This is a genomic window from Desulfonatronovibrio hydrogenovorans DSM 9292 (assembly GCF_000686525.1).
In the GTDB taxonomy this organism is placed as follows: domain Bacteria; phylum Desulfobacterota; class Desulfovibrionia; order Desulfovibrionales; family Desulfonatronovibrionaceae; genus Desulfonatronovibrio; species Desulfonatronovibrio hydrogenovorans.
Genome location: NZ_JMKT01000010.1, coordinates 168,058 through 193,510 on the forward strand (window position 1 = coordinate 168,058; position 25,453 = coordinate 193,510).

Consider the following 25,453-nt stretch of genomic DNA (forward strand, 5'->3'; position numbering starts at 1 on the left):
GGCATCCTAAGTGGCAGGCATGATATCAGATATCAGCACAGCAAAGACAAGCATTACCAACATTTAAATCAATATGCAGCAGTTATGAATCCTGAACAGACCTATCAGATCAACATTAAGGCGACACCATCAGACATTGACGAGCTGGGCCATGTTAACAATATAGTCTATCTTCGCTGGGTCCAGGATGCTGCTGTTGCCCACTGGCAGGCCCTTGCCCCGCTAAAGGAACAGGAAAAAACACTTTGGGTGGTCCTCCGCCATGAAATAGACTACAAAGCTCCAGCAGTGGAAGGAGACGAAATCACCGCCAGGACCTGGATCGGCCGGGCCAAAAGACTGAGCTTTGAACGCAACACAGAGATCATTCGAAAAAAAGATCAGATCCTTCTGGCCAGGGCCAGGACAATCTGGTGCCCGGTCAACCCGGAAACAGGCAAACCTCAACGGGTCAGCCAGGAAATCCGGGGACTTTTTTCAGTTGAGGAAGTATAGCCATCAATTTTTCCGGGGCAGACCTGCAACCAGGCCCATACTGAGCCGCAGGACATAAAGGACTCTCATCCAGAGGACTGACTAAACTCTCTGTTGTCAGACTTGCTCAGACATGACCTCCAGGATGGACTGGGCCACCAGGGCGGCCCGCTGGGGCAAGGTTTTTTTTATGATGAACTCCTGGTCGCTGTGGTCCAGATCTCCACAGGGACCCAGTCCGTCCAGGACCGGAGTCCCCGTGGCTGCAATAAAATTGGCGTCAGACACTCCCCCTCTGATCTCCCTGGCAATGGGGACCCCGACCTTTTGGGCTGCCCCCTCAACCAGCTGATAAAGCCTTTCCATGTTCCTGCTGGTCGGCATGGCCGGGCGGCTGGAAATGACTCTCATCTCTGTCCTGGTCCCGGGAACTCTTGTCTGCCCGGCTATCTTCCGGATCTCCTCCAGAATGGCATCATGATTTTTCTGATCAGCAAAGCGGGCGTCAACTCCAAGGACAGCCTCCCGGGCAATGGTGTTGGGTCCGATGCCCCCCTGGACCAGACCGACATTGACCAGGACATCCGGCGGGTGGTTCAGGGCTTCCAGGGCAATAGTCTTATGGGCCGCCTCAAGCACGGCGCTGGGCTTGTCAAGACCTGCCACTCCAGCATGTCCGGCCCTTCCAGTAACCTTGAGATCAAGACCGATCTTTCCCTTGCGACCAACAGCCACCTGCCCGTCAACTCCCCCTCCTTCAAGGACAAATGCAGCCCTGCTTTTCCTGGCCTGCTCCTCAATAAGCACCCTGGAAAAAGGAGAACCGATTTCTTCCTCTGAATTGCAGATAAAGGTTATTGGAATATCTTCCAGCAACCCCAGCCTGGACAGGGCTTTTAAAGCAAAAAAACCCACTACCAGGCCGCCTTTCATATCCATGACCCCCGGGCCATATATCTTTTCCCGGTCCTGGCGGAAAAAATTAAAATCAGTATCCTGGGGGAAAACTGTGTCCATATGGCCAACCAGGAGAATCGGCTTACAGGTGCGGGCTTCATTATTCCAGGCCAGGACCATATTGCCGCACTCCTGCATGGAAATAATCTCCACCTGGGGAAGTATCCCGGACAGGGCCCGGAAAACAGTCCGGGCCATCCTGTCCAGCCCAGTTTTATTCATGGTGCCGCTCTGGATCAGGACCAGCTCTTCCAGCAGTTCAAGCATCTCCCCTTTCAGGAAGCTGACCTGTTCAACAATCCTTTCCCCTGAACCCATCCTGGCCGCCTCTATTTATGCTTTCCCAAGGCAAAGGACTTATCAGAATATTCACCCGGATCAGCATCCGGATAGGCCACCTCTTCTCCGCTCCATGGCTTTGTCAGTGTCAGCTCATTTCCCTTTTTTCCGGAAACATTGGAGCGATGCAGAGGAATCTTGCCACCGGCTGTAGCGATATACCTTGGAATGGCATCCCCGGATATGTTGCCATACATGCTCTCCACAATATCCCTGCCCTTTTCCACAGGCACCCGCAGATGTGCGAACTGGGGATTCCGGTAACTGCAGTTGAACAGGTAATAAGGACGCACATAGGCCTCGTGGATGGTTTCACACAGCTTCCACATCTTGACCCTGGTATCATTGATTCCCTTTAACAGCACAGCCTGGTTCATAACCGCGCTGACTCTTTTGGATATCTGCTTGAAGGCGTCCCTGGAGACCGGAGTAATTTCCTGGGCTGTATTAATCTGAGTGACCACCCTGACCGGTTTTTTATCATTACTTTCCTCAAGAATATCCAGCAGCTCGGAATTGATCCTCTGGGGAGTGGTCACCGGAATCCTGGTGCCCAGCCGCTTCATGCGCACGTGGTCTATGGAGTCAAGCTCAACCAGCAGCTTCCTGAGCATGGTGTTGGGCAGCATAAAAGAGTCACCGCCAGTGATCAGCACATCCCGAATCCTTGAATCCTTTCTTATGTAATCCAGGGCCTCATCATAAGCCTCATTTGAATAAATACGGTCTTTTTTGCCGATATGGGCAATGCGCAGACAATGGGTGCAGTACATGGCGCACATGTTGGTGGCCTTGATGGTCACCACCCTGGGATAGAACTGGTCAATGAGCCGGGCCGGAGAATGATCTGCTGCCACAGGCGGAATTTCCACGCCTGTGTTGTCCACCATCTCCCCGGTGGGTACTGCCTGAAGAAGAACTGGATCTTCCAGGTTCCCGGGAATGATCAGGCCGGCATAATAAGGAGTAAGGCGCATCCGATAGTTCTTGGTCACCCGGCCCACCTCCTCCAGGGCACTGGCCGGAAGATTCAAGATCCCTCCCAGCATGTCCAGAGATTCAATGGCGAATTTCAACTGGCCTGAAAATGAATTCCAGTCATCCTCGGTCATGCCCAGGACCTGCCTGATTCTGGAATGATTCTCCCTGATTCTGTCCCAGAGCTGAATACCGCTGGGCGCTTCCAGGTCTTTCTGTTCCAGGTATCTGGCCACCCTTTCTCCAGCCTGCTCAACAATGGACAAGGCCTGATCCAGCCTGCCCCCTACACTTACCTGGTGCTCGTCAATATCTTGGTGTCTGACAGCCAGTTTTTCCAGGTCAGGCCGGGCAATGTCAAAGTCTGCAGGCGTTAGGCCGTGGGAATCCTTGACCTGTTTCAGCACCCTGAAAAGCTCAATAATATTTCCGGTCAAATTTTCTGCAGAGCTTTTATCAAAAAGGTCCCTGATCTTATCTGTCTCTTTTTCAGTCAACCTTCCCCTGGAACCGGTTTTTAAGTAAAGATTGTCCAGAAGCCTGTTGGTAAATTGGTCAATCATGTTTGATCCATCCATTGTTCTTATTCCATGCTGGTTATAGATTCTTCAAGCAACTGCTTGCCCATCTTGATTTCCCTGTCCAGGATCTCTCTCTTCCTGGATACGGCAACCACCCTGCCCAGAAATGTTCCTGGTTTGACCGGACAGCCATGCCCCACGTGCTCCATAATGATCATTTTATACTCAACTCCATTCCGCTTGACCTGGCGAAAGAGCTCCCGCTCGTCTTCATCTGCAGGCAGAAAGTATTTGGTCACAACCTCCCGGTCCACCTTGAAGTTGTATGTTCTCCAGTAGAGATCACTAATGGCCTCCTGGATCTCCATCTTATTTTCGGGCAGTCTGTTTTCTGTGACCGCAAAATATTCCAGTTCCATCAGAGTAGGAGCATCCTGGGGCAGCAGATTCTCCAGTGTGCAGCACATTTCCATGGTAGTCCCCTGCTTGCGGGCATTAACCTCCACAAAATAGATCCGACCGGAGTTGCTGACGATATAGTCACATCCGAAAATTCCCCTGTATCCGCTTCTGCCCAGGACACGGCCCACCATCCTGGTATGCTCTTTTATCTCCAGCTGATCCTTGTACGGCAGGACCGAAGGAAAGGTCGAGCCCCTGAACATGTTTCCGCCTTCTATTTCCTGGTCGGCAATGGCCGCAATAAAGACATCGTCCTCGTTACCCACCACTCCCAGGACCGTGGGATCATGTTCATGAGGGACGTATCTGCTGATGAAATAAGTGGACTGAGGCAGGGGCAGCCTTGAATTCAAATCAGACATGGACCGGACAATAAAACTGTTGGTACCAGCCGCTGAATAGGGCTGGGAAACAAAAACACCTTCGGTCCACTCTGCCAGGGCTGATGTGGTTCCCTGAACCATCTCCCCGACCCCGCTGCAGACCTTGTAGTCTATGACCGGCACAGCATCCTTAAGCATCTGCAGCTGGTAAAGCTTGTTATTCCACATGCTGGCCACCTGTCCACCCGGACCCAGAAGCACCACCCCTGGCATCCTGGTAAAGGAAAGTTCAGGCAGGGACTCAAAAACATGCACATACAGCCTGCCCTGCTTACGGACCAGCATCCGAACCAGTTCCAGGACTGTTGATGAATAGGATACCACACCGGCAAAATCTCCGGCTGACATCCTGCAGCTGAATTTCTTGCTGGTCTGAGCATAAAGGCTCCTGGCCAGGGGGTTAATGACCAGGACATTCTTATGCGGATATGATTCCATCACATCAGGGAGGATGGAAATATAATCAAATTTCTTGTTGTGGATTCTGGCGAGATTCTCTTTGACAAACTGATTGAGAGCGTCGGTCTTGATTTCTCCGATGTACAGAAAATAATTCGTATCATCTTCCAGCTTGAGGTCCGAAAAAAGAACATCTTCTTCATCAGAAAACATGCCCAACCCTCCGGGGATTGACAATTTTGCAAAATCCCAGCATGACGATCATACAATTTCGTCTAATGGATATGCTGAACCTGACCATCCATTCTGACATCGCTGCAATAACAAAACAAATTCAAGCGCTTACCTTAAAAATCTACCTGTTTATCCGGCCTGCATAATACCTGCAACTTAGAACCCCATCAACCATTCTTAAGGAGGTGACCGCTCCTTAAGCCAGCCTCATCCCAAGCCCCTCCCCCCGTCCTGCCAGCAGGTGCAGAGCTGATTTTGCAGGACTTTTCTAAAAGACATCCTGAAATGTCAATGAAAAAAACTGCCAGCATCTCCAGTGGGACTCCTGATAGTTTCAACCCAGGCTCCTGGCCATGGTTTGACATGAATGAATAATTATCTATAATTTACTCTGTTTATTTGCCACACCTTCAATTTTCGAGCCAGCTTCAGTTGGGAGTCGGCCAGCATGGCCGCAACACTTCTGGTACCAATCTGGTACCCGGCTAAAACAGATTAATCAGGCCATTGGTGCCATTCAAAGAAAACCAGGCAGGACCCGGAGTCTGCCCTGACTGGGACCAGGATCCTGTTCAGGCCAGCAGTCCTTAACACCTTATAATGGAGGAAAACCATGAACCGTCCCAAGTACATAAATGAGATCTCCAAGGTCGGACAAATACCTGAAAAAGAACTGGAGGACCTTGCTCCGGTCATGCAGAAATTCGAGTTCAGGTCCAATGATTATTACCTGTCCCTGATCAATTGGGATGATCCCAATGACCCCATTAAAAGAATCATTATCCCCTGCCAGGAGGAGCTCGATCAGTGGGGAAAACTGGACCCGTCCAATGAGAAAAAATATTCCAAAATGCCCGGACTTCAGCATAAATATCTGAGCACAGCCGTATTTCTGGCCAGTGACACCTGCGGGGGCTACTGCAGGTACTGCTTCCGCAAAAGGCTTTTCATTTACCCTGAACAAAGAGAAGTCCTGACTGATTACCAGGCAGCCCTAGACTATGTCCGCTCCCACCCCGAAATCAACAACGTCCTCATAACCGGGGGTGACGGACTCATGCTGTCCACAGCCAGACTGGAAGAGCTGATAAGCAGTCTGCGCACCATTAAGCATGTCAAAATCATCAGAATAGGAACCAAGCTTTTATCCTATGATCCCTACCGGGTCATCAATGATCCCGGACTGATAAAACTGGTGGAGGAATACAGTCTGCCCCACAAAAGAATCTATTTCATGCTCCATTTTTCTCATCCCAGGGAAATCACCCAGGTCAGTCTGGAAGCCTGCAACCGGCTGATCAAGGCCGGCGGTATTCTCTGCAACCAGACCCCCATGCTCCGGGGGGTAAACGACGATCCCCAGGTAATGGGAGAACTCTTCAACCAGCTTTCGTACATGGGAATTGCACCTTATTACATCTTTTTATGCAGACCTACAGTGGGCAACCTAACCTACGCCGTCCCAGTGGAAGAAGCCTTTCATGTCTTTCAAACGGCCAGAGGAATGTGCTCAGGGCTTGGAAAAAGAGCCAAACTGGCCATGTCCCATGCCGAGGGCAAGATTGAAGTAGTGGCCATGACTGATGAAAACATAATTTTTCGAATCCACCGGGCCGCTGATCCCGATGACAGCGGAAAAGTTTTTATCTGCAGACGGAATCCCAGTGCCTACTGGTTTGACGACTACAGAGAAATCCTGGAAACCATCCATCATCAGGACCTGGGGTATTGACCTAAAAAAACCCGGTCCTCCAAGCTTAAGGACCGGGTAACAACTATCAACCGCAGCTGACAGAAATCATTCTCAATTCTGCTTCAGCAGTCTCTCCATTCGATCTCTGTTGAACCCGTTTATCCTCATCCCATTGATGATCACCACCGGTGTTCCAGTCAAACCCATATCCCTCATGATCTTCATCTGGCGGGCCAGCTCATCCTGGTGTCTGGTCTGAAGGAGAAACAGCACCTCTTCAGGGGAATCGGTAAAGACATTGAATTGCTGATTAAAAAGGGAAATAACATCCAGGTCGGGGTTGCCAATAATCTGGTCCCTGTCCATCATATAGGCGAAATCAACCACATCCTGATAAAGGTCTTCATCTTTGTATTCCATCATAAGCAAAGTCAAAGCCATTGAACCTGAGTCGGGATCAATGGGAAAGTGGGCAATCCTGAATTCGTCAATCCAGTCTTTCTGGTCCAGGAGATGGGTATAAGCATGCCGGCAATAGGGGCAGAACGGATCGCTCAGAAAAAGCACCTGGGCAGTTCCAGAACCTTTAAAAAGAAGGTCTCCCACTCCGGGGTCCCCTTCGATTCTGTCCAGTTCATCCAATGCGTCCTGATGCAAAGACTCTCCAGTTCCCAGATCAACAAAAGATCCATCCAGCTGAACAGTTCCGGTCTCATCAACAATCAGGTCCACAAGCTGCTTTCGGCCGGTTTCCGGCTCAAACAAGGCCATTCTCACTGCATATAGGGGCAGGACCTGACCACTGACCACTAGCTCGAACCGGATCTTGCGTTCCAGAGTCATATTTTTCACACTAATGGCCTCAGGATCTCCTCCTCTCTCAACAATGATTCCCTGAAATCTGTCAAGCACATTGGTAATCAGCACGTCTTCCTGCAGCCCGGCATTAAGCTTGGAGCCAAGTCCAAGGATTATGCAAAAAGCAAAAAATAAAATCTTTTTCATCTGACCTCCATGATCATATTCATCACTGATTTTCTTCAGGACAAGGATTGCAATTAACTGCCCTCTACCAGCAGTATGGACTCCAGGGATGGGGACTCCAGGGATGGAAATGCCGGTCCTGGCAAAAGGGACCAGGGCCGCAGGAATCGTAACAGGACGTAACGGCTTTCCTCATATCCCACAGGCGAAGATGCTGCACCTGGATAAGCGGATACACATAAGTCCGCTCCCCAACCAAGCCCTCTTTTTGACCGGATATGTTTCCAATAACTGTTAACTCACGCCCTTGGCCATAAATTGCCGGGTCCATGAAACCCGAATGCCTTATCATGAACCGGCCAAGAGATCTATCCAGATCTCTTGGCCTCTTCTGAAAGTCAAGCTCTGTCTGCCTGACAATGATCAGGGTGTCCCCTGGTTTGACAATAGCCTCAACAATCACCCCGCCCAGGATAACAGTTTTTCCCACAAATCGTCCCGGGTCTTCCAGCACATGCTTGAACCTGATCTCTCTTTGCACCTCATCCATGGCCTGCCGGGAAAAGGGTGAGCATCCAACAGCACAGACCAGCAACAAAAAAAGAAGATAAAAAAATCGCTGGCTCATCTTAGAATCCCACCCCAACACCTGCACCCACACCACCGCTTCCACCGCCAACTCCAATCCCCAGCCGGGGACTTCTGGACAAGCTGCTGATCTGCCACAGGTGGTGTTCCACCGCCATAATCACTGGATAAACATATTCCATTTCACCCAGGGGCCGGACTTCTTTCCCTTCCACCTGTCCGGCCACAGTCACCAGTCTGCCCGGAGCGTAGACCGATGGATCCAGGAATCCGGGGAAAAAGACCAGAAAGCGACCACCTGACTCATCCCCGGTCAACGGCCTTTGTCGGATATCCAGGGGATGCTCCAGGATCTCCACCCAGGTCTCCCTCTCCAAGGGGACTGTATTGAGGATCCTTCCCCCTAAAACCAGAGTCTTGCCCTTCATGACGCTGATATTCTGCCGGAGGTCAGCAAAGGATACACTTTGATCAACAGTTTTCATAACCGGCCCGGATATGACCGGGGCACAGGAAGGCAGCAGCAAAAAAAGGCCCATCAAGACAAGCATCATCCTGATCATCTCCGTCCTCCTTGTGCAGATCTACTTTGCGATCCGGACCAGACTTTAGCAGGCAATAATCACAAACAATAAGCCTGCCAAAGACCTTGCCCGGACTTATTATTCCCTGGGCCTTGAACTGTGTCTCTTGGAAGCGGAAAGCTCAGCCTTCCGGAGGCGGATGGACTTGGGAGTAACCTCCACCATTTCATCCGCCCGGATAAAGTGGAGGGCCCTCTCCAGGGTCATGGGCAGAACCGGGGGCAGCACAATGGCATCATCCTTGCCGGAGGCCCTGATGTTGGTAAGCTTTTTTTCCTTGGAGGCATTAACATTCAGATCACTCTCCCGGTTGTGCTCTCCTATGATCATTCCCTCATAAACCGGTTCACCCGGGGAGATAAACAGGTTTCCCCTGGCCTTGAGATTGGAGAGAGCATAAGGTACAGCCGCTCCTGCCCGATCAGCCACCAGGGATCCCATGAACCGGGTAGGGAAATCTCCTCTGAATTCATCATATCCGCTGAAATAGGAATTCATGATCCCTGTTCCCTTGGTATCTGTCAGAAATTCATCCCTGTAGCCGATAAGGCCGCGGGATGGGATACTGAACTCCAGCCTGACCCGGCCGGTATCGTGGTTGACAAGATTGATCATGCGTCCCTTGCGCAGGGACAATTTTTCCGTAACCACCCCCACAAAGGTTTCGTCGCAATCCACGAACAAATGTTCCATGGGTTCCAGCTTTTTTCCACCCTCAAACTTGTAGATCACTTCCGGCCGGCCCACACTGAGTTCAAACCCCTCCCTGCGCATGGTCTCAATGAGAATGGCCATCTGAAACTCACCCCGCCCCTTGACCAGAAAGCTGTCCCTGTCTCTGGTTTCCTCAACCTGGATAGCCACGTTTCTCAACGTCTCCCTGACCAGCCTTTCCCAAATTTTCCTGGACTGGACATGCTTTCCCTCTTTTCCAGACAGGGGAGAAGTATTGATGGAAAACTTCATGGCCACTGTGGGCTCGTCAACTGTGATTCTTTTCAAAGGCACAGGATTGTCTCTGGTGCAGATGGTATCACCAATATGTACGTTCTCGATACCTGAAATAACTGCAATGTCACCAGGCAGGACTTCATCGGTTTCCTTCAGCTCCAGGCCGATGTAGGTCTGCAGCTTGGTTACCCGCAGCAGATCCTGTCTCTCCCCCTGCCCCAGGCAGACAAGCTGGTCGCTTTGCCTGGCCCGGCCATTGAAAACTTTGCCCACAGCCAGCCTTCCCAGATAATCTGAATAACCCAGATCCGAGACCAGCATCTGAAAAGGTTTATCCGGATCATAGGCCGGGGCAGGAACCATCTCCAGGATGGAGTTGAAAAGAATGTCCAGGTTTTCACCTCTTTCCTCGAGAGAACCCTTGGCTATTCCCTGAACAGCAATGGCATAGATCACCGGAAAATCCAGCTGGTCCTCGGTGGCATCAAGATCAATGAACAGATCGTATATCTCATCCAGCACTTCAGCCACCCTGGCATCCTTGCGGTCGATCTTATTGATGAGCACAATGATTTTGAGCCCGGCCTCCATGGTCTTCTTCAAAACAAACCTGGTCTGGGGCAGGGGGCCTTCCGAGGCATCCACCAGCAGAACTGCTCCGTCGGCCATGGAAAGAGAGCGTTCCACTTCTCCGCCAAAGTCGGCGTGACCAGGGGTATCAATGATATTAATCTTGACTCCATTCCACATGACTGCACAATTTTTGGCTGCAATGGTGATGCCGCGTTCGCGCTCCAGGTCCATGGAATCCATGACCCTTTCTTCAACTTCCAGACCCTGACGAAACACTCCGCTCTGTTTAAACATTGCGTCCACCAGGGTGGTCTTTCCGTGGTCCACATGGGCTATTATGGCCACATTACGGACCAGTTCATTTCTTTCTGTTTTCTTCATAGTTATCCAACTGGCTAATAATTTCAGAACTTGTGGCATCCATGAGCGGACCATGCTCAAAGCCGGCCAGGTGCAGAATGCCGTGGACCATGAGCCGCACAAGATAGGAATAGGGATCCTGACCGTACAGAAAGGATTCCCGCTCAATCCCATCAATATTGATGATCAGCTGGGCTGGATCAGCAGGACTATCTCCAGGAAAGCTCAAGACATTGGTTGGACCTTTAAGATCCAGAAATTTCTTATTGAAACCGGCCATACCGGGATCATCGGTAAAAAGCATCTCCAGGCGGATTTCATCCAGGCCGGGACCAGAGCATATTCTATGGGCCATCGTCCTGATTTCTCTGGGACTGGTGACAACAACCCGGCTCAATCCGGCCTCGAATCTGACACTTATCCTGGATGACCGCCTGCCCGGGTCATTCATCAGACTGTTTCCGGGCCTCGACTCTTTCCCGGTCAAAACGGTCATAAGCCCGGACAATGCGTCCCACAAGGCTGTGCCTGATCACGTCTTTTTCATTAAAATAGACAAATTCGATCTCATCTATTCCTGCCAGGACTTTCTGAGTCTGGATAAGCCCGGAAACAGACGTCCCCGGCAAATCAACCTGGGTTACATCTCCGGTTACCACAGCCTTGGAACCCAGGCCCATCCTGGTCAAAAACATCTTCATCTGCTCTGGAGTGGTGTTCTGAGCTTCATCCAGGATAATGAAAGATTCGTTCAGAGTCCTGCCCCGCATAAAAGCCAGAGGAGCAACCTCGATCATGCCTGTTTCAAGCATTTCCTGGACTTTGCGGAAATCCAGCATGTCGTGCAGAGCGTCATACAGCGGCCGCAGATAAGGATTCACCTTTTCCAGAATATCCCCGGGCAGAAAGCCGAGTTTTTCCCCTGCTTCCACCGCAGGTCTGGCCAGGATAATCCTCTTGACCGTTTTCTGCATCAGATGCGATACAGCCACGGCTACAGCCAGGTATGTCTTTCCAGTGCCGGCAGGACCAACTCCAAAGACCAGATCCCTGGTCTTGATGGCCTGCAGGTATCTGCGCTGGGTGGCGCTTTTGGGGACTATGGTCTTTTTATTGGAAACAATAAAAATTTCCTTTTTAAAGACCTTCCTCAAGTCAGCACCGGGATCATTTTCAAGGATCCGCAAGGCAGCCTCCACGTCCTGAGGGCTTGTCCTGTAACCGGACTTAATCAGGGCGTAGAGCTGGACCAGACAATTTTCTGCCAGCTCAAGATTCTCCTGGGAACGTCCTTTAAGTCGAATTTTATTTCCCCTGCTTTCAATCAGAACCTCGGTCCAGGCATGGATGACCTGTAACGAATTCCCCTGGGGACCAAAAAGTTCCTGGATGGATTGGGTATCGTCAAAATCGATCTGTTTTTCAAAAAAATCAGGCATGGTTATTCTTGGAAGGAACCTTTAGATAGCCGTTGATCCGGGTTTTGTCTGAACTTTAGCCAAACCGGCTTTTTAACCATTGAGCCCTGGATCATGTTAGGTTATGGTTCTTGGGTTTTATGGATACACCTGTTGTTCCGGAATTTCTAGAAAGCATTACTGAATAAGTCATAATATCTCTATTTATTTTAAAACACAAGCCGGACCACTCCTGCTGGAGCATGATACATGGATATCAAACTGTTCTTCACTACATTCGGCATCATTTTTCTGGCTGAACTCGGTGACAAGACTCAGATGGCCTCAGTTCTTATGGCCGCCCAGAGCCAGAAACCATGGACAGTCTTCATTGGTGCCTCCCTGGCACTGGTAAGCATCACCCTTCTGGCAGTGATCTTTGCCAACATAATCTGCAACTACATCCCAGGGGAAGCCATTAAAAAATTTGCAGCCATTGGTTTTCTGGTCATTGGTACTCTCATGCTCGTTGATAAAATATAGTCCAGTCTCAGCCGTAACCTTAAGCAGAAGTTATTCCAAGTGACAAATAAGACAATTCCGGTTCTCCTTTTTCTGCTCTTAATCCTGATTATGGTCACTCCAGCCCGGGCCACAAACCCCTGGAACCTGGAGGCTGACCGCATCCTTTCCAGGGAGGATGAAAATATTATTGAAGCCTTTGGCAATATCCATCTCACCAGGCTCAATGATTACCTCCAGGCCGACTATGCCAAGCTGTACACAGATACCAACTGGCTCTATCTCAAGGGAAATGTACGATCCTACTGGGATGGAGACTATCTTCAGGGTGACGAGGCAGAACTGGATCTGGACAACAAGGTCGGATGGGTCAAGAACGGACAGGTTTTCATGGCTGAAGAGCACATGTATTTTACAGGGGAGCATCTGGAAAAGACCGGTCAGCACACCTATACCTTTATCCAGGGAACTGTGACCTCCTGCGACGACGAAGTTCCGCCCTGGTCAATAATGTCCAGCCAGGGCAAGATTACTGTGGATGGTTATGCAAGGCTGTGGCATCCCAGGTTCAGGGTAAAGGACAGGTCTGTTCTATACTCACCCTACATGATAGTCCCGGTCAAGACCAGACGCCAGAGTGGTTTTCTCATTCCGGACATAGGTCATGGGTCTGAGTACGGCACCAACATCAACCTGCCCTATTACCAGGTGATTGATGACCAGCGCGACGCCACCCTCTACACCAACTACTATTCCAAGAGAGGAGTCATGCTGGGCCTGGAATACCGCCATACCCCAGGCCTGCTGAACAAAGGGCTGTGGAGGGCCGACTGGCTGAGCGACCGGGACAGACACGATAAAGCAGAATCAATGCCCTCCAGACTTTCCAGAAGGGAGAAGGGACAGGATCTATTCAGACCGAACCGGGACAGATACTGGCTGAGGGGCAAATATGACGGCCATGATCCGCAATCAGGCTGGTCCTGGAAAATTGACCTGGACTACGTATCCGATCACACCTACCTCAAAGAATTCAAGTCAGGACAATCCGGATTTGACAACTCCCGGGATCAGTTCCTCGAGCAATTCGGCCGGGATATCCAGGATCATGACCGGCTGATCCGGGCCAACATCATCAGTGCAGCCAGAAACTGGAGCAATATAGGTCTGGATGCCCGCATGGTCTATTCCGACAACCTGATCTACAAGAATCAAAATCTTCCTTCAGGCGAGAATCCCACCATCCAGAGACTGCCTGAAGTAAATTTGGATCTGTACAGAACCAGACTGGGAGCTTCTCCCTTTGAAATCCAGGCCTCCAACCAGGCTGTATACTTCTGGAGGGAATATGGCACCCGGGCGGCCAGAATAAACCTGCATCCCAGGATAAGCCTTCCCTTGAGAAATGCGCTGGGTACTGTCACCCCCAGAATCGGGTGGAGGCAGGCTATTTATATGGTGGATGAATTTGAAAACGAGGCTTCAGCTGTCAACACCAAAGACAGGTTTCAGACCAGAGGCCTTTATGATTTCAATCTTAACTCTTACACGGAACTGTTCCGGATCTTCAACCTTAACCCCCTGCCCGGACCTGATCCGGACCAAGCAGGAAAAAGCAGCTGGACCAGAATCAAACATACTCTCAAACCGGAAATCAACTATGACTTTGTACAGAACAAGGACCAGGCCGAGTATCCCAGATTTGACTCCCTGGACCGGATAAATCCCAGGGATGAACTGACCTATTCCATCAGCAACATCTTCACCAGGAGAAAAGATAGCCTGGTCCAGGCCGGACCAGATCAAGAACCTTCCATCAGCAGCTCTTACCTGGATTTTTTTCGTTTAAAATTCGAACAGTCCTATGATTTCAGAGAGGCACGGAGACGACAGGAGTTCAAATCAATCTCCAGAAAACATCCTTTTTCAGACCTGCTGACCGAAACACAGGTCAGCCCTTCACGCCAGGTATCCTTCAGAAACAGGACCTGGTATTCACTATATGAAAACACCATCACTGAGCACGAACACTCCCTGATCCTGACCTGGCCCCAAATCATGTCCGCCTGGGTCAGCCTGGATTTTCTAAGGGAAAACGTGGTTCACAAACGTCCCAATAGAAGACCGGAGATCTTTGACGAAAAAGTCAACATCCTGGAGCTGGGTTCCAGCTTTGATTTCATCAGGAACTGGCAGTTCACCTTTGTTTATCGAAGAGACCTGGACACCGGGAAAGACCTGGAAAGAGGAGTGGGTATCCTCTACCGTCACCAGTGCTACAGCCTGGAGTTCAATTTCAAGGAATCAGACTATGACCGGAAATACGAAATCCGGTTCAACCTATTAAACCTGGGTTCATTCGGCGGCTAGACCCATGTCCAGAATCAGCATACTCCCTCCAGAGCTGCAGAACCAGATCGCTGCAGGTGAAGTGGTGGAACGCCCGGCATCAGTGGTCAAGGAACTCATGGAAAACAGCATTGATGCCGACGCCTCGGACATACAGGTGCATCTTGAATCCGGCGGTCAAAGCCGGATCATGATTGTTGACAACGGCTCCGGGATGAGTAGTCAGGATTTGTCCCTGGCCCTGACCAGGCATGCCACCAGTAAGATTTCCAGTCTGGAAGAATTGTCTTCTGTAACCAGTTTCGGTTTCAGGGGGGAGGCCCTGCCAAGCATCGCCTCCATATCCCAGTTTACTGTTTCCTCCTGCCCCCGAAATCAGGACCAGGGTTATTTCCTGAAATTGATTTACGGCAATATCGTGGATCAAGGCCCTGAAGCCATGGTGCCCGGGACAAAAATTATTGTGGAGAACCTTCTGGCCAATGTTCCGGCCAGGCTGAAATTTTTAAAAACCAGGGCCACTGAAAGCAGAAAATGCCATGAAGCCTTTATCCGCCACGTTCTGGCTAACCTGAAGATTGACTTTGAACTCTTTTCCGAGTCCAGGTCAGTTTACAGGTTTTATCCTGGACAGCCTCTCCTGGAACGGCTGCGGGTCATCTGGCCTTCCCAGGTCTGTGACAGCCTGAGGGATTTTTCCCTGGATAAAAACGGCTTCCGCCTGTCCGGACTGGCCTCTGGACCTGAAAGCGCCCAGGCCAGGGCTGACCGAATCCTTTTCTATGTTAACCAGCGACCGGTCAATGACCGAATGCTTCTCTCCGCTGTCCGCCAGGCATACAAAGGCAGACTTCTTTCCCGGGAATACCCCCAGGTGGTTCTATTCATTGACCTTCCACCTGATCTGATAGACGTAAACGTCCATCCGGCCAAAAACGAAATCCGTTTCCGCAATGAAAAGGAAGTTTTTTCTCTGGTGGTTAACGCCCTGAAATCCTGTTTTCAAGCTGATATCTACCAGTCCCCGGACCTTTCTGAATCAGATTGGAAAGAGCCGGGCCGGGCCTATTTACCTGAGGAGCAGGAAAAGACTTTTCAAAGACTGAAAGAAAAACAGGCCCACTTTGATATCCAGCCCAAGTACACAGAAAAAACAGGTACCCCAAACCCCGCCATCGGATTCGGAAGCAGGCCACTTGCCATTCATGGGCTGACCTACCTGGGTCAGGTGGATTGTTCATTTCTGCTTTTTCTTAAAAAACCCGGGACCCTTTTAATAGTTGACCAGCATGCAGCCCATGAGCGGATAGTGCTGGAACAGATCAAAAAAGCGTACCGAAACCCGGTGGTAAAAAAACTGGTTATTCCGGAAAAGCTTTCCATCCATCCGTCCCAGAGAACTCTTCTGGAAAACATATGGAAGGACCTCAAGGCCATGGGATTTATTTTGGAGTTTGATCCGGCCAAGAACCTGTCCGTGGCCGGAGTACCGGATTTTCTTTCCATAAAAGAGGCTGTTGCGGCCCTGGAAGATATCCTGGCTGCCAAAAAAACCGGACTGCAGGACATGTTCATATCCATGGCCTGCAAAGGAGCTGTCAAGGCCGGGGCCGTGATCACCCCGGACGAGGCTGTGGAACTCATGAAAAAACTTCTGGGCTGTCCTGACAACCTCTTCTGCCCTCATGGACGTCCCATATCCAGGGAACTGGCAGGAAAAGACCTGGAGAGAATGTTTAAAAGAAGATAGGAGGTTATTATGAATATACTTATAGTTGGCTCTGGTGGAAGGGAACACTCCCTGGCCTGGAAAATAAAGCAGAGCCCAAAAGTCAAAGAAATTTACATTGCACCGGGCAACGGTGGCACAGCTTCCCTGGGGCAAAATATACCGGTCAGTGTAGACGACATCCCTGGCCTGGTGGCCCTGGCCAGGGAAAAAAACATCGGGCTTGTTGTTGTCGGGCCAGAGCTTCCTCTGGTTCTGGGACTCTCTGATGCGCTGGACCGGGAAAATATCCCCTGTTTTGGCCCTGGCGCATATGCTGCCCAGCTGGAAGGGAGCAAGGCCTTTTCCAAATTCCTCATGGCCGAGGCTGAGGTCCCCACTGCTGGATTCAAGGTCTTTGAAGACTTTGCTCTGGCCGAAGAATACCTCAAAGCCAGAGACTACCCCTTGGTAGTCAAGGCCGACGGTCTGGCCGCAGGCAAAGGGGTTGTGGTGGCCACTGATTTTGCAGAAGCCAGGGAGGCCCTGCATGACATGATGGTCAAGCAGGTATTCGGCAAGGCAGGCGAGACAGTGGTCATAGAAGACGCTCTTCAGGGCGAAGAAGCTTCATTCCTGGCCTTTTGTGATGGCCATGATTACCTCCTTCTGCCCTCTTCCCAGGATCACAAAAGAATCGGGGAAAATGACACCGGTCCAAACACCGGGGGCATGGGAGCCTACAGCCCGGCCCCGGTTTTGCCCCAAGAAAAATATGAGGAAACCGCTCACCAGGTAATCAGGCCCATTATCCAGCATCTGGCTGAAATGGGCCGACCCTTTAAAGGCATACTGTACGCAGGACTTATGTTTACCCAATACGGGCCCAAGGTCCTTGAGTACAACGTCAGGTTCGGTGACCCGGAGTGCCAGCCTCTGCTCATGCGTCTGGAATCTGATCTTGTTGAGATCATGCTGGCCTGTGTTGAACAGAGACTTAAGGATGTAACTCTGAAGATCAGGCCGGAAGCTGGCGTGTGCGTAGTCCTGTCCGCTGATGGCTATCCCAAGCAGTATAAAAAAGGACATGTCATAACCGGCATTGACGAAGCTGAAAAAGATTCCCTGGTCAAGGTGTTTCATGCCGGAACAAGCTTTGACGGATCAAATATCCTGACCAGCGGCGGCCGGGTCCTGGGGGTTACGGCCCTGGGTCAGAACCTGCAGGAGGCCATTTCCAGGTGCTACACAGCAGCAGACAGGATCAATTTTCAAGGCATGTATATGCGCCGGGATATCGGGCAGAAGGGACTGGAAAAAACCTGAGCCTGTTTTTTCCCAAAAAAAACATGATTCCGGGCACGGACTCCAATTTTGTCCATGCCCGGAATGCGCAATATCAACTAAGGTACAGGTCAGGAACAGTCGGCCAGCCCCTGTCTGCCTGGACGCCTGATGACCCAGACCAGAAAGTAAACCACTGGAGTGTCCATAAAGGCGATCAGCAGCTTTATGAGCACCTGCCCAACGATCAAAGGTAAAATAGGCATGATCCCATAAAAGGCTATGCTGATGAAAATCACACTGTCTATGACCTGAGAAGATCCCGTGGACAGGTTGTTCCTGATCCAGAGATGTCTGCCCCGGAATATCTTTTTCCAGAAGTGAAAAGCCCAAACATCATGGTTCTGGCTGATTACATAAGCAATCAAAGAGGCCAGGATGATCCTGGGAGCAGCCCCCAAAACTGATCCGTAGGCTTCCTGATTGTCCCAGAAGGAAGCTCCAGGCCAGGCCAGGGCCAGATGAATAAGCCCGAGACTGACCACCAGGGCGGCAAAACCACCCAAAACCACCTGCTTGGCCTTTTCCTTACCCCAGATTTCACTGATGACATCCGAAGCAACAAAGGTGATGCAATAGGCCAGGATCCCTGCCGGAAGCACCACACTGCCGATGGTAATAATCTTTGAAGAAATAACTGATGCCACCACCAGGCTTCCGGAAAATACCGTGGCAAGCAAAATAAACGCCAGGCTGTTGTCCCGATCCACTAGATCTCCTCTGAGGCCTTTTCTACATCGTCACGCATCTTCTGTCTGGCAGCCTCGATTTTCCGGGCCAGTTCCTGATCATCCAGGGCCAGGATCTGGGCCGCCATCCAGGCTGCATTTCTGGCCCCGGCCTTATCCAAGGCCACGGTGGAAACAGGAAAACCCGGAGGCATCTGGACAGTAGCCAGCAGTGCATCCATTCCCCCAAGGCTGGAAGCGGACAGAGGAATTCCTATGACCGGCTTGATAGTGGACGCAGCCACAGCCCCGGCCAGGTGCGCAGCCATGCCGGCGGCACAGACAAATACCTTGCATCCCTTTTCCTCCATTTCCCGGATCAACTTTCTGGTCCTCTCCGGTGTCCTGTGGGCAGAGGTAATGGTCATGAAATGTTCAATACCCAGCTTATCCAGAACTTCTGAACAGGGCCTGACCTTTTCCAGATCAGACTTGCTTCCCATGAAAATAGCAACCTTTACCATATGATACTCCTGTATTTATCTAAAAACATGCTTCCTGATAGGAATTGCCACATCCACGCATCTTCAAGTTATCCTGACGGACATGGCTGAAAAATGATTCGCCCGCAGCAGCCAGGATCTTAGTATCATTGCAGCCCTTCACCGTCCTGATCACCAGGTGATTTTAAAGGACAGAATCAAGCCCGCTTTATCTTTTGTCCACCACCCTCACGGCCTTGCCCTGGTTTTTGGGCAGGCTTCCGTGCTCCACCAGATCGACCTTGGCAGTAATAAGGATCTCTTCCCTCAAAAGGCCGGCTATTTTCTGCTGCAAAGCCTGAAGAGTCCGCATGTCCTCCACGAAAAATTCATCCCGGATCTCCACTTTGACCCGCATCTGATCCAGGTATCCTTTTCGTTCCAGTTCAATTACATAGTTCTGACCAACTTCCGGGATGGACATAAGTACTTTCTCCACCTGCATGGGATAAATGTTCACTCCCTTGAGAACGATCATGTCGTCGGACCGGCCGGTTATCCGGTCAATTCTTTTGTGGATGCGGCCACACGGACAGTCACCCGGAATAAATCTGGTCAGATCCCTGGTCCTGTATCTGATGATGGGCATTCCTTCCCGACAAAGAGTTGTCAGGACCAGCTCGCCCACTTCTCCATCCGGCACAGGCTCAAGGGTCTTGGGATCAACTATCTCGGCCAGGTATGAATCCTCCCACAGATGCATCCCAGACTGGGCCTCACACTCAAAAGCCACCCCCGGACCGTTCATTTCAGACAGTCCATAGGAGTTATAAGCCTTAACCCCGTAAATGGCTTCGATTCTCCGACGCACCTCTTCTGAATGAGGCTCAGCTCCGATGAGCATGATCTTCAGCTGCAAAGACCTGGGATTAATTCCCAGATCGTCAAACACCGAGCCAAGGTGCAGGGCATAGGACGGAATAATGTGAGCCACTGTCACTTTGAAATCCTTAAGCATCTTGATCTGACGCTTGCTGTTGCCGGCTCCGGCCGGAATGGTCAGACAACCCAGTCTTTCAGCACCATAATGAATGCCCAGCCCCCCTGTAAAAAGGCCGTATCCACTCATATTCTGAAATACGTCCCAGGAACGGACCCCTGCAGCATGCATGGATCTGGCCACCAGACCGGCCCAGGAGTTGAGATCATTGGAGGTATGATAGATTACCGTGGCTGCGCCTGTTGTTCCGGATGAAGCATGCAGACGGACCATCCTGTCCACAGGCATGGTCAGAAGACCGTCCGGGTAATTGGCCCGCAGATCCTCTTTGGTGGTAAAAGGCAGACTGGTGATGTCCTCTGCCTGGTTTACCGAAGAAACCCTTATTCCGGCCATAGCCAGCTTTCCACGGTAAAACCTGGAGGCCGTGGCCTGGTAAACAGTATTCTTCAGCCTTATGCCCTGAATCCGCCGTATTTCGTCCTGATCAGCAAACTCAATTCGATCATAGTATTTCATATCCGGTACCTTATGTATCCAGTTCAAAAAACAACCAGGTGGGAACCAGAATCAGGGCTGTTCAACCCACCCTTGTCTACAGTAACCCATCAGCAGCACTTTCAGACGGCACAGGAATGTCCGCCAGATTTTCAAAGGCTGTAAATCTCTCCAAAAATGACAGCTCCACCATGCCTACTGGACCATTGCGCTGCTTTCCAACAATGATCTCGGCAATCCCTTTTCTGGGATTGTCGTCCTTTTTATTGTAGGCATCGTCTCTGTATAAAAAAAGAATAACATCAGCATCCTGCTCAATGGCTCCGGATTCACGCAGGTCAGACAAAACAGGCCTTTTATTGGTCCTTTCTTCAACCTTCCGGTTGAGCTGGGAAAGGGCTACCACAGGCACGCCAATTTCCTTGGCCAGGGCTTTCAATGACCTGGAGATCTCGGATATCTCCTGTTCTCTGGAGTCGATCCGTCTGCCAGCCCTCATCAGCTGAAGATAGTCAACTATAACCAGGCCCAGATTCTTCTCAGACTTGAGACGCCTGCACCTGGCCCGCATCTCAATGGATGACAGGGCCGCAGTATCGTCAATAAATATGGGAGCCTTGGAAAGAGCGTCCGCTGACTGGTAAAGTCTGGCCCAGTCCTCGTCATTCAGATATCCGGTTCGCAAATTTTTCAGGTCCACCTTGCCAAACGAGCAGAGCATGCGCATCATGAGCTGCTCCATGGACATTTCCAGGGAAAAAATGGCTGTAGGCACTTCATGGGCTGTGGCTGAACGCATGGCCACGTTCAGGGCAAAAGCTGTCTTTCCCATACTGGGTCTGGCTGCAATGATGATCAAGTCTGTGGGCTGGAGTCCGGCTGTTATTTCATCCAGACTGTGGTATCCAGTTGGCACCCCTGTGACCAACTCCTTTCTTTCAACCCTTTTTTCCAGAAGCTCAAAAACTTCAGCCACCAGTTCCTTGCTTGACCTGAAGACCTGTTTGGACTTGGCTTCACTGATGGCGAATATTTTCTGTTCAGAAGTATCCAGCAGGTCATTGACCTCTGAAGCAGGCTCAAAACTCTGGGAGATTATCTCAGTAGCTGCCTGGATCAGGCTCCTGCGAATGGACTTCTCCTTTACGATCTGGGCGTAATACAGGGCGTTGGAAGCCGAAGCCACTGCCTCGGTCAGGGAAGCCAGGTATACAGCTCCGCCCACACTTTCCAGCCGCGCTTTTTTCTCCAGGTCTTCATGGATGGTGACCAGATCTATGGGGATGTTTTTCCGGTAAAGGTCCACAAATGACCTGAATATGATCTGGTGGGCCGGAGAGTAAAAATCTTCTTCAGACAGGATATCGATTATGGAATGCAGAACCGTATTGGATAAAAAAACCCCGCCCAGAACCGCCTGTTCGGCTTCAAGGTTCTGGGGGGGCATATTCCTGATCAGATCCGAAGAAATTCTGTTCAGATTGTCAGGCAGGTTTTCTTTTTTTGCTGAAGCCACCTTGTCACTATTTGTTCTCTTCCGGGGCTTCTGCAGCCTCGGGTTCAGCCGGAGTGTCCACAGCCTCTGATTCGACCGACTCCTCCACAGCCTGAGGTTCGCTTCCGTGTCTGACCACGCTGACCTTGACCATGCACTGAACATCCTGGTGAAGCTTGACCTCCACCTCAAAATCACCAAGGGTCCGGATGGGGTTGTCCAGGACAATCTTCCTGCGGTCCACCTCGATCCCCATATCAGAAAGGGCGTCTCCAATATTGGTGGTGGTTACAGAACCGTACAGCTTGTCATTCTCACCCACCCTGACCGGGATGACCACTTGGGCAGCATTAAGCTTGTCAGCCAGACTCCGAGCTGCCTGACGGATCTTTTCCATTTTGGCCTCAAGTCTTTTTCTCTCCCTCTCAAAGATATTCATGTTGGCCTTGGTGGCCGGCATGGCCAGGCCCTGGGGAATAAGATAATTTCGCCCGTACCCCGGCTTCACCTTGACCACCTCGCCCAGACGGCCGAGATTGTCCACATCTGCTCTAAGTATTATCTGCATGATGATGCTCCTGAAACAGCATATTCTAATATTTATTGTCGTTTAATCAATGCATCTTGCCGGGCCGCAACATATTCCCGGCTGTGCTGAAAAATCCATCAGCCTAGATGGTCCTCTTATGCACCTGACTGCTGTGGGTGGCCGTGTAATACAACAGGGCCATCTGCCTGGACTTCTTGATTTCACCAGTCAACTTACGCTGATGCTTGGCGCAGGTTCCAGTAATTCTACGGGCAATAATTTTACCCCGGTCAGTGATGAAATCCTTGAGCAGCTCAACATTCTTGTAGTCCAGATCTATGTCTTTGTTGGCGCAGAACCGGCAGAACTTTTTTCTTGGTGCAAATTTCCTGAATGCCATTTAACTCTCCTTTGACTCAGTCTTTTGTTCAAGCTTGACAGTCAGAAACTTGAATATTCCGTCAGCGTTCCTGATGTTTCTTTCCAGTTCAGCAACCTTGTCTGCAGGCAGGCTGTATTCCAGCCGCACATAATGTCCCCGGGTCTGTTTGCGAACCGGATAGGCCAGCTCCTTGATACCCCAGTCGTCGTTCTCAACGACCTGTCCGCCATCCCTGTCGATAATTCCGGACAGGGTCTCCACCAGCTCCTTACTGCCTTCAGAGCCCAACTCCGGACTGAGCAAGAGAAGAGTCTCATACGTAGCGTTCATTCAAAATCCTCCTTATGGTCATTAGGCCCTCATCCACGGATGAGAGCAAGGTAAACAGTAATTATTATTTTGATATAAATATCATGTCAAGCGCAAATACTCATCCAGTTCCCGCATGAATTCGGACAGCAGTTCTCCGCCTTTGACTTTTTTGACCATCTCTCCTTTTTTAAAAATAATCCCGCAATCCCTGCCTCCAGCCAGTCCGATATCAGCTTCTCTGGCTTCCCCCGGACCGTTGACCACACACCCCATGATGGCCACGGTAAAGACTTTCTCAATATTTCTGAGCTTCTTTTCAACCGCTTCAGCCATGGCTGTCAAATCTATTTCGGTCCGGCCGCAGGTAGGACAGGATATTATGTCTGGTCCGCGCTGCCTCAGACCCAGGGACCTGAGTATCTCCCAGGCAACTGGCATTTCATTGACCGGGTCACCGGTCAGAGATACCCGCAAGGTATCCCCAAGGCCCTGATAGAGAAGAACTCCCAGCCCCACCCCGGATTTGACTGCTCCACGCATGGGGGTCCCTGCCTCGGTGATCCCGATATGCAGAGGATAATCCCTTTGATCAGCCATCAGCCTGTATGCCTCAATGGTCCCAAGGACCGAGGAAGACTTGAGGGAAATCTTAATAAGTTCAAAACCCCGGTCTTCAAGCATTCTTATATGCCCCATGGCGCTTTCAACCATGGCTTCAGGGGTTGGCCCTCCGTATTTCTTCAGAATGGTCTTGTCCACTGAACCACTGTTCACCCCGATCCTGATGGGAATAATATTTGACTTGGCCGCGTCCACCACCCGGTTGACTCTGGACTGATCCCCTATGTTTCCCGGATTAAGGCGCAGGCCATTGATCCCGGCTTCAATGGATTTCAGAGCCAGTCTGTGGTCAAAGTGAATATCCGCCACAACCGGGACAGGAGAGCCGGCAATTATTTCTTTGAGCCTGGATGCAGCCGGTGCATCAGGTACAGCTACCCTGACCAGCTCACATCCGGCCAGGACAAGCTGGTTTATCTGGTCCAGGGTTGCCCTGACATCCCTGGTATCGGTATTGGTCATGCTCTGGACCCGGACAGGATTGTCCCCGCCGATCCCGACATTCCCGATCATGACCTGCCTGGTCTTTTTCCTGTTCATGAAATGAGCATTACCATCCGCTACCAGGCCCATCAAGAAGTAAAATATCCTGCCTGTTGATATTTTCCCCCATCAACTCTATTATTTCCAGGGTCTCAATAACCAGAACTTATTGTTCAGCAACCAGTCAATTCAAGGAGTCCGGCAATGAAAATCGGCATCAGCACCTGCCTTCTGGGTGAAAAAGTACGTTACGACGGTGGACACAAACTGGACAGATACCTGCGCGACATACTGGGGAAATATGTCAGTTATGTGCCGGTCTGTCCGGAAACCGAGTCCGGACTTCCCACGCCCAGAGAAGCCATGCGTCTGGTGGGGCCCGAGGACAACCCCAGGCTGGTGACCATAAAAACCAATATCGACCATACCCTGCGCCTTAAAACCTGGGCCAAAGAAAAGCTGGACCAACTTGAAAAGCAGGACCTGTCCGGTTTTGTGTTTAAAAGCAAATCACCCAGCAGCGGCATGGAGCGGGTTAAGATCTATAATGAAAAGGGAAATCCTGCTCCCAAGGGCCGGGGGATATTTGCAGGCATGTTTATAGACCGTTTTCCCCTGACCCCTGTTGAAGAAGACGGCAGGCTCAACGACCCCATGCTCAGGGAAAATTTCATCACCAGGATATTTGTTTTCAACAGATGGAGGGAACTTTCAGGTAAAAAATTTAATTCCGCCGCACTGGTTGACTTTCATACCAGACACAAGCTCCTGGTCATGGCTCATGATGTGGAAGCATACCGGCAGCTGGGCAGGATGGTGGCCAGGGCCGGCGAGTTCAGCAGGGAACTGGCCGAAGAGTATGCCACCCGGCTAATGTCTGCTTTAAGGCGCTCTTCAACTGTCAAAAAAAACACCAATGTGCTCCAGCACGTCATGGGGTACTTCAAAAAACAGCTGACCAGGGATGAAAAACAGGAACTCCTGGAGGTAATTAAAAGCTATGCCGACCATGAGGTGCCGATCATAGTTCCAGTTACCCTGCTCAACCACTATGTCCGCAAATACGGGCAGCCCTACCTAAAAGACCAGGTCTATCTCAATCCCCATCCCAGGGAATTGAAGCTTAGAAACCATGTTTAAACTGAAAAACAGCATCCATATTAATCAGAATCACTTCCAAACC

At 50.7% G+C, this 25,453-nt stretch carries 24 protein-coding genes; 7 read left to right on the forward strand and 17 right to left on the reverse strand.

The features are described from left to right. Positions 1 to 84: 84 nt before the first annotated feature. Positions 85 to 495, forward strand: a complete 411-nt coding sequence (locus P771_RS0108605) for an acyl-CoA thioesterase (protein WP_028574828.1) — start codon at positions 85 to 87, stop codon at positions 493 to 495. Positions 496 to 591: 96 nt separating this feature from the next. On the opposite strand, the gene P771_RS0108610 is transcribed toward P771_RS0108605, so the two are convergent. From P771_RS0108610 to P771_RS0108620, 3 genes are read right to left on the reverse strand one after another with little or no spacing between them, the layout of a single operon-like run. Then, complete coding sequence (locus P771_RS0108610) at positions 592 to 1,749, reverse strand: M20 family metallopeptidase (RefSeq protein ID WP_028574829.1); 1,158 nt, start codon at positions 1,747 to 1,749, stop codon at positions 592 to 594. A gap of 11 nt (positions 1,750 to 1,760) precedes the next feature. Then, the gene (locus tag P771_RS0108615; RefSeq protein WP_028574830.1) at positions 1,761 to 3,311 is read right to left on the reverse strand and encodes a KamA family radical SAM protein; all 1,551 of its coding nucleotides are present in this window, start codon (positions 3,309 to 3,311) and stop codon (positions 1,761 to 1,763) included. 20 nt (positions 3,312 to 3,331) lie between these two features. Next, on the reverse strand, positions 3,332 to 4,726 hold the full coding sequence (locus P771_RS0108620) for an ATP-grasp domain-containing protein (RefSeq protein ID WP_028574831.1): 1,395 nt from the start codon (positions 4,724 to 4,726) through the stop codon (positions 3,332 to 3,334). 634 nt (positions 4,727 to 5,360) lie between these two features. Between P771_RS0108620 and P771_RS0108640 the strand changes: the two genes are divergently transcribed. Then, on the forward strand, positions 5,361 to 6,479 hold the full coding sequence (locus tag P771_RS0108640; protein ID WP_028574832.1) for a KamA family radical SAM protein: 1,119 nt from the start codon (positions 5,361 to 5,363) through the stop codon (positions 6,477 to 6,479). A gap of 72 nt (positions 6,480 to 6,551) precedes the next feature. Here P771_RS0108640 and P771_RS0108645 read toward each other — a convergent pair whose 3' ends face one another. From P771_RS0108645 to P771_RS0108670, 6 genes are all read right to left on the reverse strand, one after another. Next, entirely contained in the window at positions 6,552 to 7,445 is an 894-nt protein-coding gene (locus P771_RS0108645; RefSeq protein ID WP_028574833.1) for a DsbA family protein, read from the reverse strand. Between the two features lie 64 nt (positions 7,446 to 7,509). Further along, positions 7,510 to 8,052 (reverse strand): Slp family lipoprotein, encoded by a 543-nt coding sequence (locus P771_RS18305; protein ID WP_051617217.1) that lies wholly within the window; start codon positions 8,050 to 8,052, stop codon positions 7,510 to 7,512. Position 8,053: 1 nt separating this feature from the next. Beyond that, the gene (locus tag P771_RS0108655; RefSeq protein WP_028574834.1) at positions 8,054 to 8,575 is read right to left on the reverse strand and encodes a Slp family lipoprotein; all 522 of its coding nucleotides are present in this window, start codon (positions 8,573 to 8,575) and stop codon (positions 8,054 to 8,056) included. Positions 8,576 to 8,674: 99 nt separating this feature from the next. After that, positions 8,675 to 10,501, reverse strand: a complete 1,827-nt coding sequence (gene typA, locus P771_RS0108660; RefSeq protein WP_028574835.1) for a translational GTPase TypA — start codon at positions 10,499 to 10,501, stop codon at positions 8,675 to 8,677. Continuing rightward, on the reverse strand, positions 10,479 to 10,931 hold the full coding sequence (gene ybeY, locus P771_RS18310; protein WP_051617218.1) for an rRNA maturation RNase YbeY: 453 nt from the start codon (positions 10,929 to 10,931) through the stop codon (positions 10,479 to 10,481). Before ybeY ends, typA begins: the two co-directional genes overlap by 23 nt. Then, on the reverse strand, positions 10,924 to 11,919 hold the full coding sequence (locus tag P771_RS0108670) for a PhoH family protein (RefSeq protein WP_028574836.1): 996 nt from the start codon (positions 11,917 to 11,919) through the stop codon (positions 10,924 to 10,926). The genes ybeY and P771_RS0108670 overlap by 8 nt, the downstream gene beginning before the upstream one ends. 228 nt (positions 11,920 to 12,147) lie before the next feature. Between P771_RS0108670 and P771_RS0108675 the strand changes: the two genes are divergently transcribed. Genes P771_RS0108675 through purD form a run of 4 tightly spaced genes read left to right on the forward strand, consistent with a single transcriptional unit; the run spans position 12,148 to position 17,782 of the window. After that, entirely contained in the window at positions 12,148 to 12,420 is a 273-nt protein-coding gene (locus tag P771_RS0108675; protein WP_028574837.1) for a TMEM165/GDT1 family protein, read from the forward strand. Between the two features lie 39 nt (positions 12,421 to 12,459). Beyond that, on the forward strand, positions 12,460 to 14,769 hold the full coding sequence (locus P771_RS0108680) for an LPS-assembly protein LptD (RefSeq protein ID WP_028574838.1): 2,310 nt from the start codon (positions 12,460 to 12,462) through the stop codon (positions 14,767 to 14,769). A gap of 4 nt (positions 14,770 to 14,773) precedes the next feature. Then, positions 14,774 to 16,498 (forward strand): DNA mismatch repair endonuclease MutL, encoded by a 1,725-nt coding sequence (gene mutL / locus P771_RS0108685; protein WP_028574839.1) that lies wholly within the window; start codon positions 14,774 to 14,776, stop codon positions 16,496 to 16,498. Positions 16,499 to 16,507: 9 nt separating this feature from the next. Then, a complete protein-coding gene (purD, locus tag P771_RS0108690) occupies positions 16,508 to 17,782 on the forward strand; it encodes a phosphoribosylamine--glycine ligase (protein ID WP_028574840.1) in 1,275 nt (424 codons plus the stop codon). Between the two features lie 89 nt (positions 17,783 to 17,871). On the opposite strand, the gene P771_RS0108695 is transcribed toward purD, so the two are convergent. The 8 genes from P771_RS0108695 to ispG all read right to left on the reverse strand — a co-directional run bounded on the left by P771_RS0108695 (position 17,872) and on the right by ispG (position 24,327). Beyond that, complete coding sequence (locus P771_RS0108695) at positions 17,872 to 18,510, reverse strand: queuosine precursor transporter (protein ID WP_028574841.1); 639 nt, start codon at positions 18,508 to 18,510, stop codon at positions 17,872 to 17,874. Then, positions 18,510 to 18,992, reverse strand: coding sequence for a 5-(carboxyamino)imidazole ribonucleotide mutase (gene purE / locus P771_RS0108700; RefSeq protein ID WP_028574842.1), 483 nt, complete (start codon positions 18,990 to 18,992; stop codon positions 18,510 to 18,512). The genes P771_RS0108695 and purE overlap by 1 nt, the downstream gene beginning before the upstream one ends. A gap of 187 nt (positions 18,993 to 19,179) precedes the next feature. Next, positions 19,180 to 20,469, reverse strand: a complete 1,290-nt coding sequence (locus P771_RS0108705) for a phenylacetate--CoA ligase family protein (RefSeq protein ID WP_028574843.1) — start codon at positions 20,467 to 20,469, stop codon at positions 19,180 to 19,182. Between the two features lie 76 nt (positions 20,470 to 20,545). Then, positions 20,546 to 21,964 carry a replicative DNA helicase gene (gene dnaB / locus P771_RS0108710; RefSeq protein WP_244147310.1) on the reverse strand — a complete coding sequence of 473 codons (1,419 nt, stop codon included), beginning with the start codon at positions 21,962 to 21,964 and terminating at the stop codon, positions 20,546 to 20,548. A 7-nt stretch (positions 21,965 to 21,971) separates the two neighbouring features. Next, positions 21,972 to 22,511: a 50S ribosomal protein L9 gene (gene rplI / locus P771_RS0108715; RefSeq protein ID WP_028574845.1), complete on the reverse strand. Its 540-nt coding sequence runs from the start codon at positions 22,509 to 22,511 to the stop codon at positions 21,972 to 21,974. A 103-nt stretch (positions 22,512 to 22,614) separates the two neighbouring features. Further along, positions 22,615 to 22,872, reverse strand: coding sequence for a 30S ribosomal protein S18 (rpsR, locus tag P771_RS0108720; RefSeq protein WP_028574846.1), 258 nt, complete (start codon positions 22,870 to 22,872; stop codon positions 22,615 to 22,617). Further along, on the reverse strand, positions 22,873 to 23,184 hold the full coding sequence (gene rpsF / locus P771_RS0108725) for a 30S ribosomal protein S6 (RefSeq protein WP_028574847.1): 312 nt from the start codon (positions 23,182 to 23,184) through the stop codon (positions 22,873 to 22,875). Between the two features lie 81 nt (positions 23,185 to 23,265). Then, the gene (ispG, locus tag P771_RS0108730; protein ID WP_028574848.1) at positions 23,266 to 24,327 is read right to left on the reverse strand and encodes a flavodoxin-dependent (E)-4-hydroxy-3-methylbut-2-enyl-diphosphate synthase; all 1,062 of its coding nucleotides are present in this window, start codon (positions 24,325 to 24,327) and stop codon (positions 23,266 to 23,268) included. Between the two features lie 147 nt (positions 24,328 to 24,474). On the opposite strand from ispG, the gene P771_RS0108735 reads away from it, so the two are divergent. Further along, positions 24,475 to 25,410, forward strand: coding sequence for a YbgA family protein (locus P771_RS0108735; protein ID WP_028574849.1), 936 nt, complete (start codon positions 24,475 to 24,477; stop codon positions 25,408 to 25,410). The last annotated feature ends 43 nt before the right edge of the window (positions 25,411 to 25,453 follow it).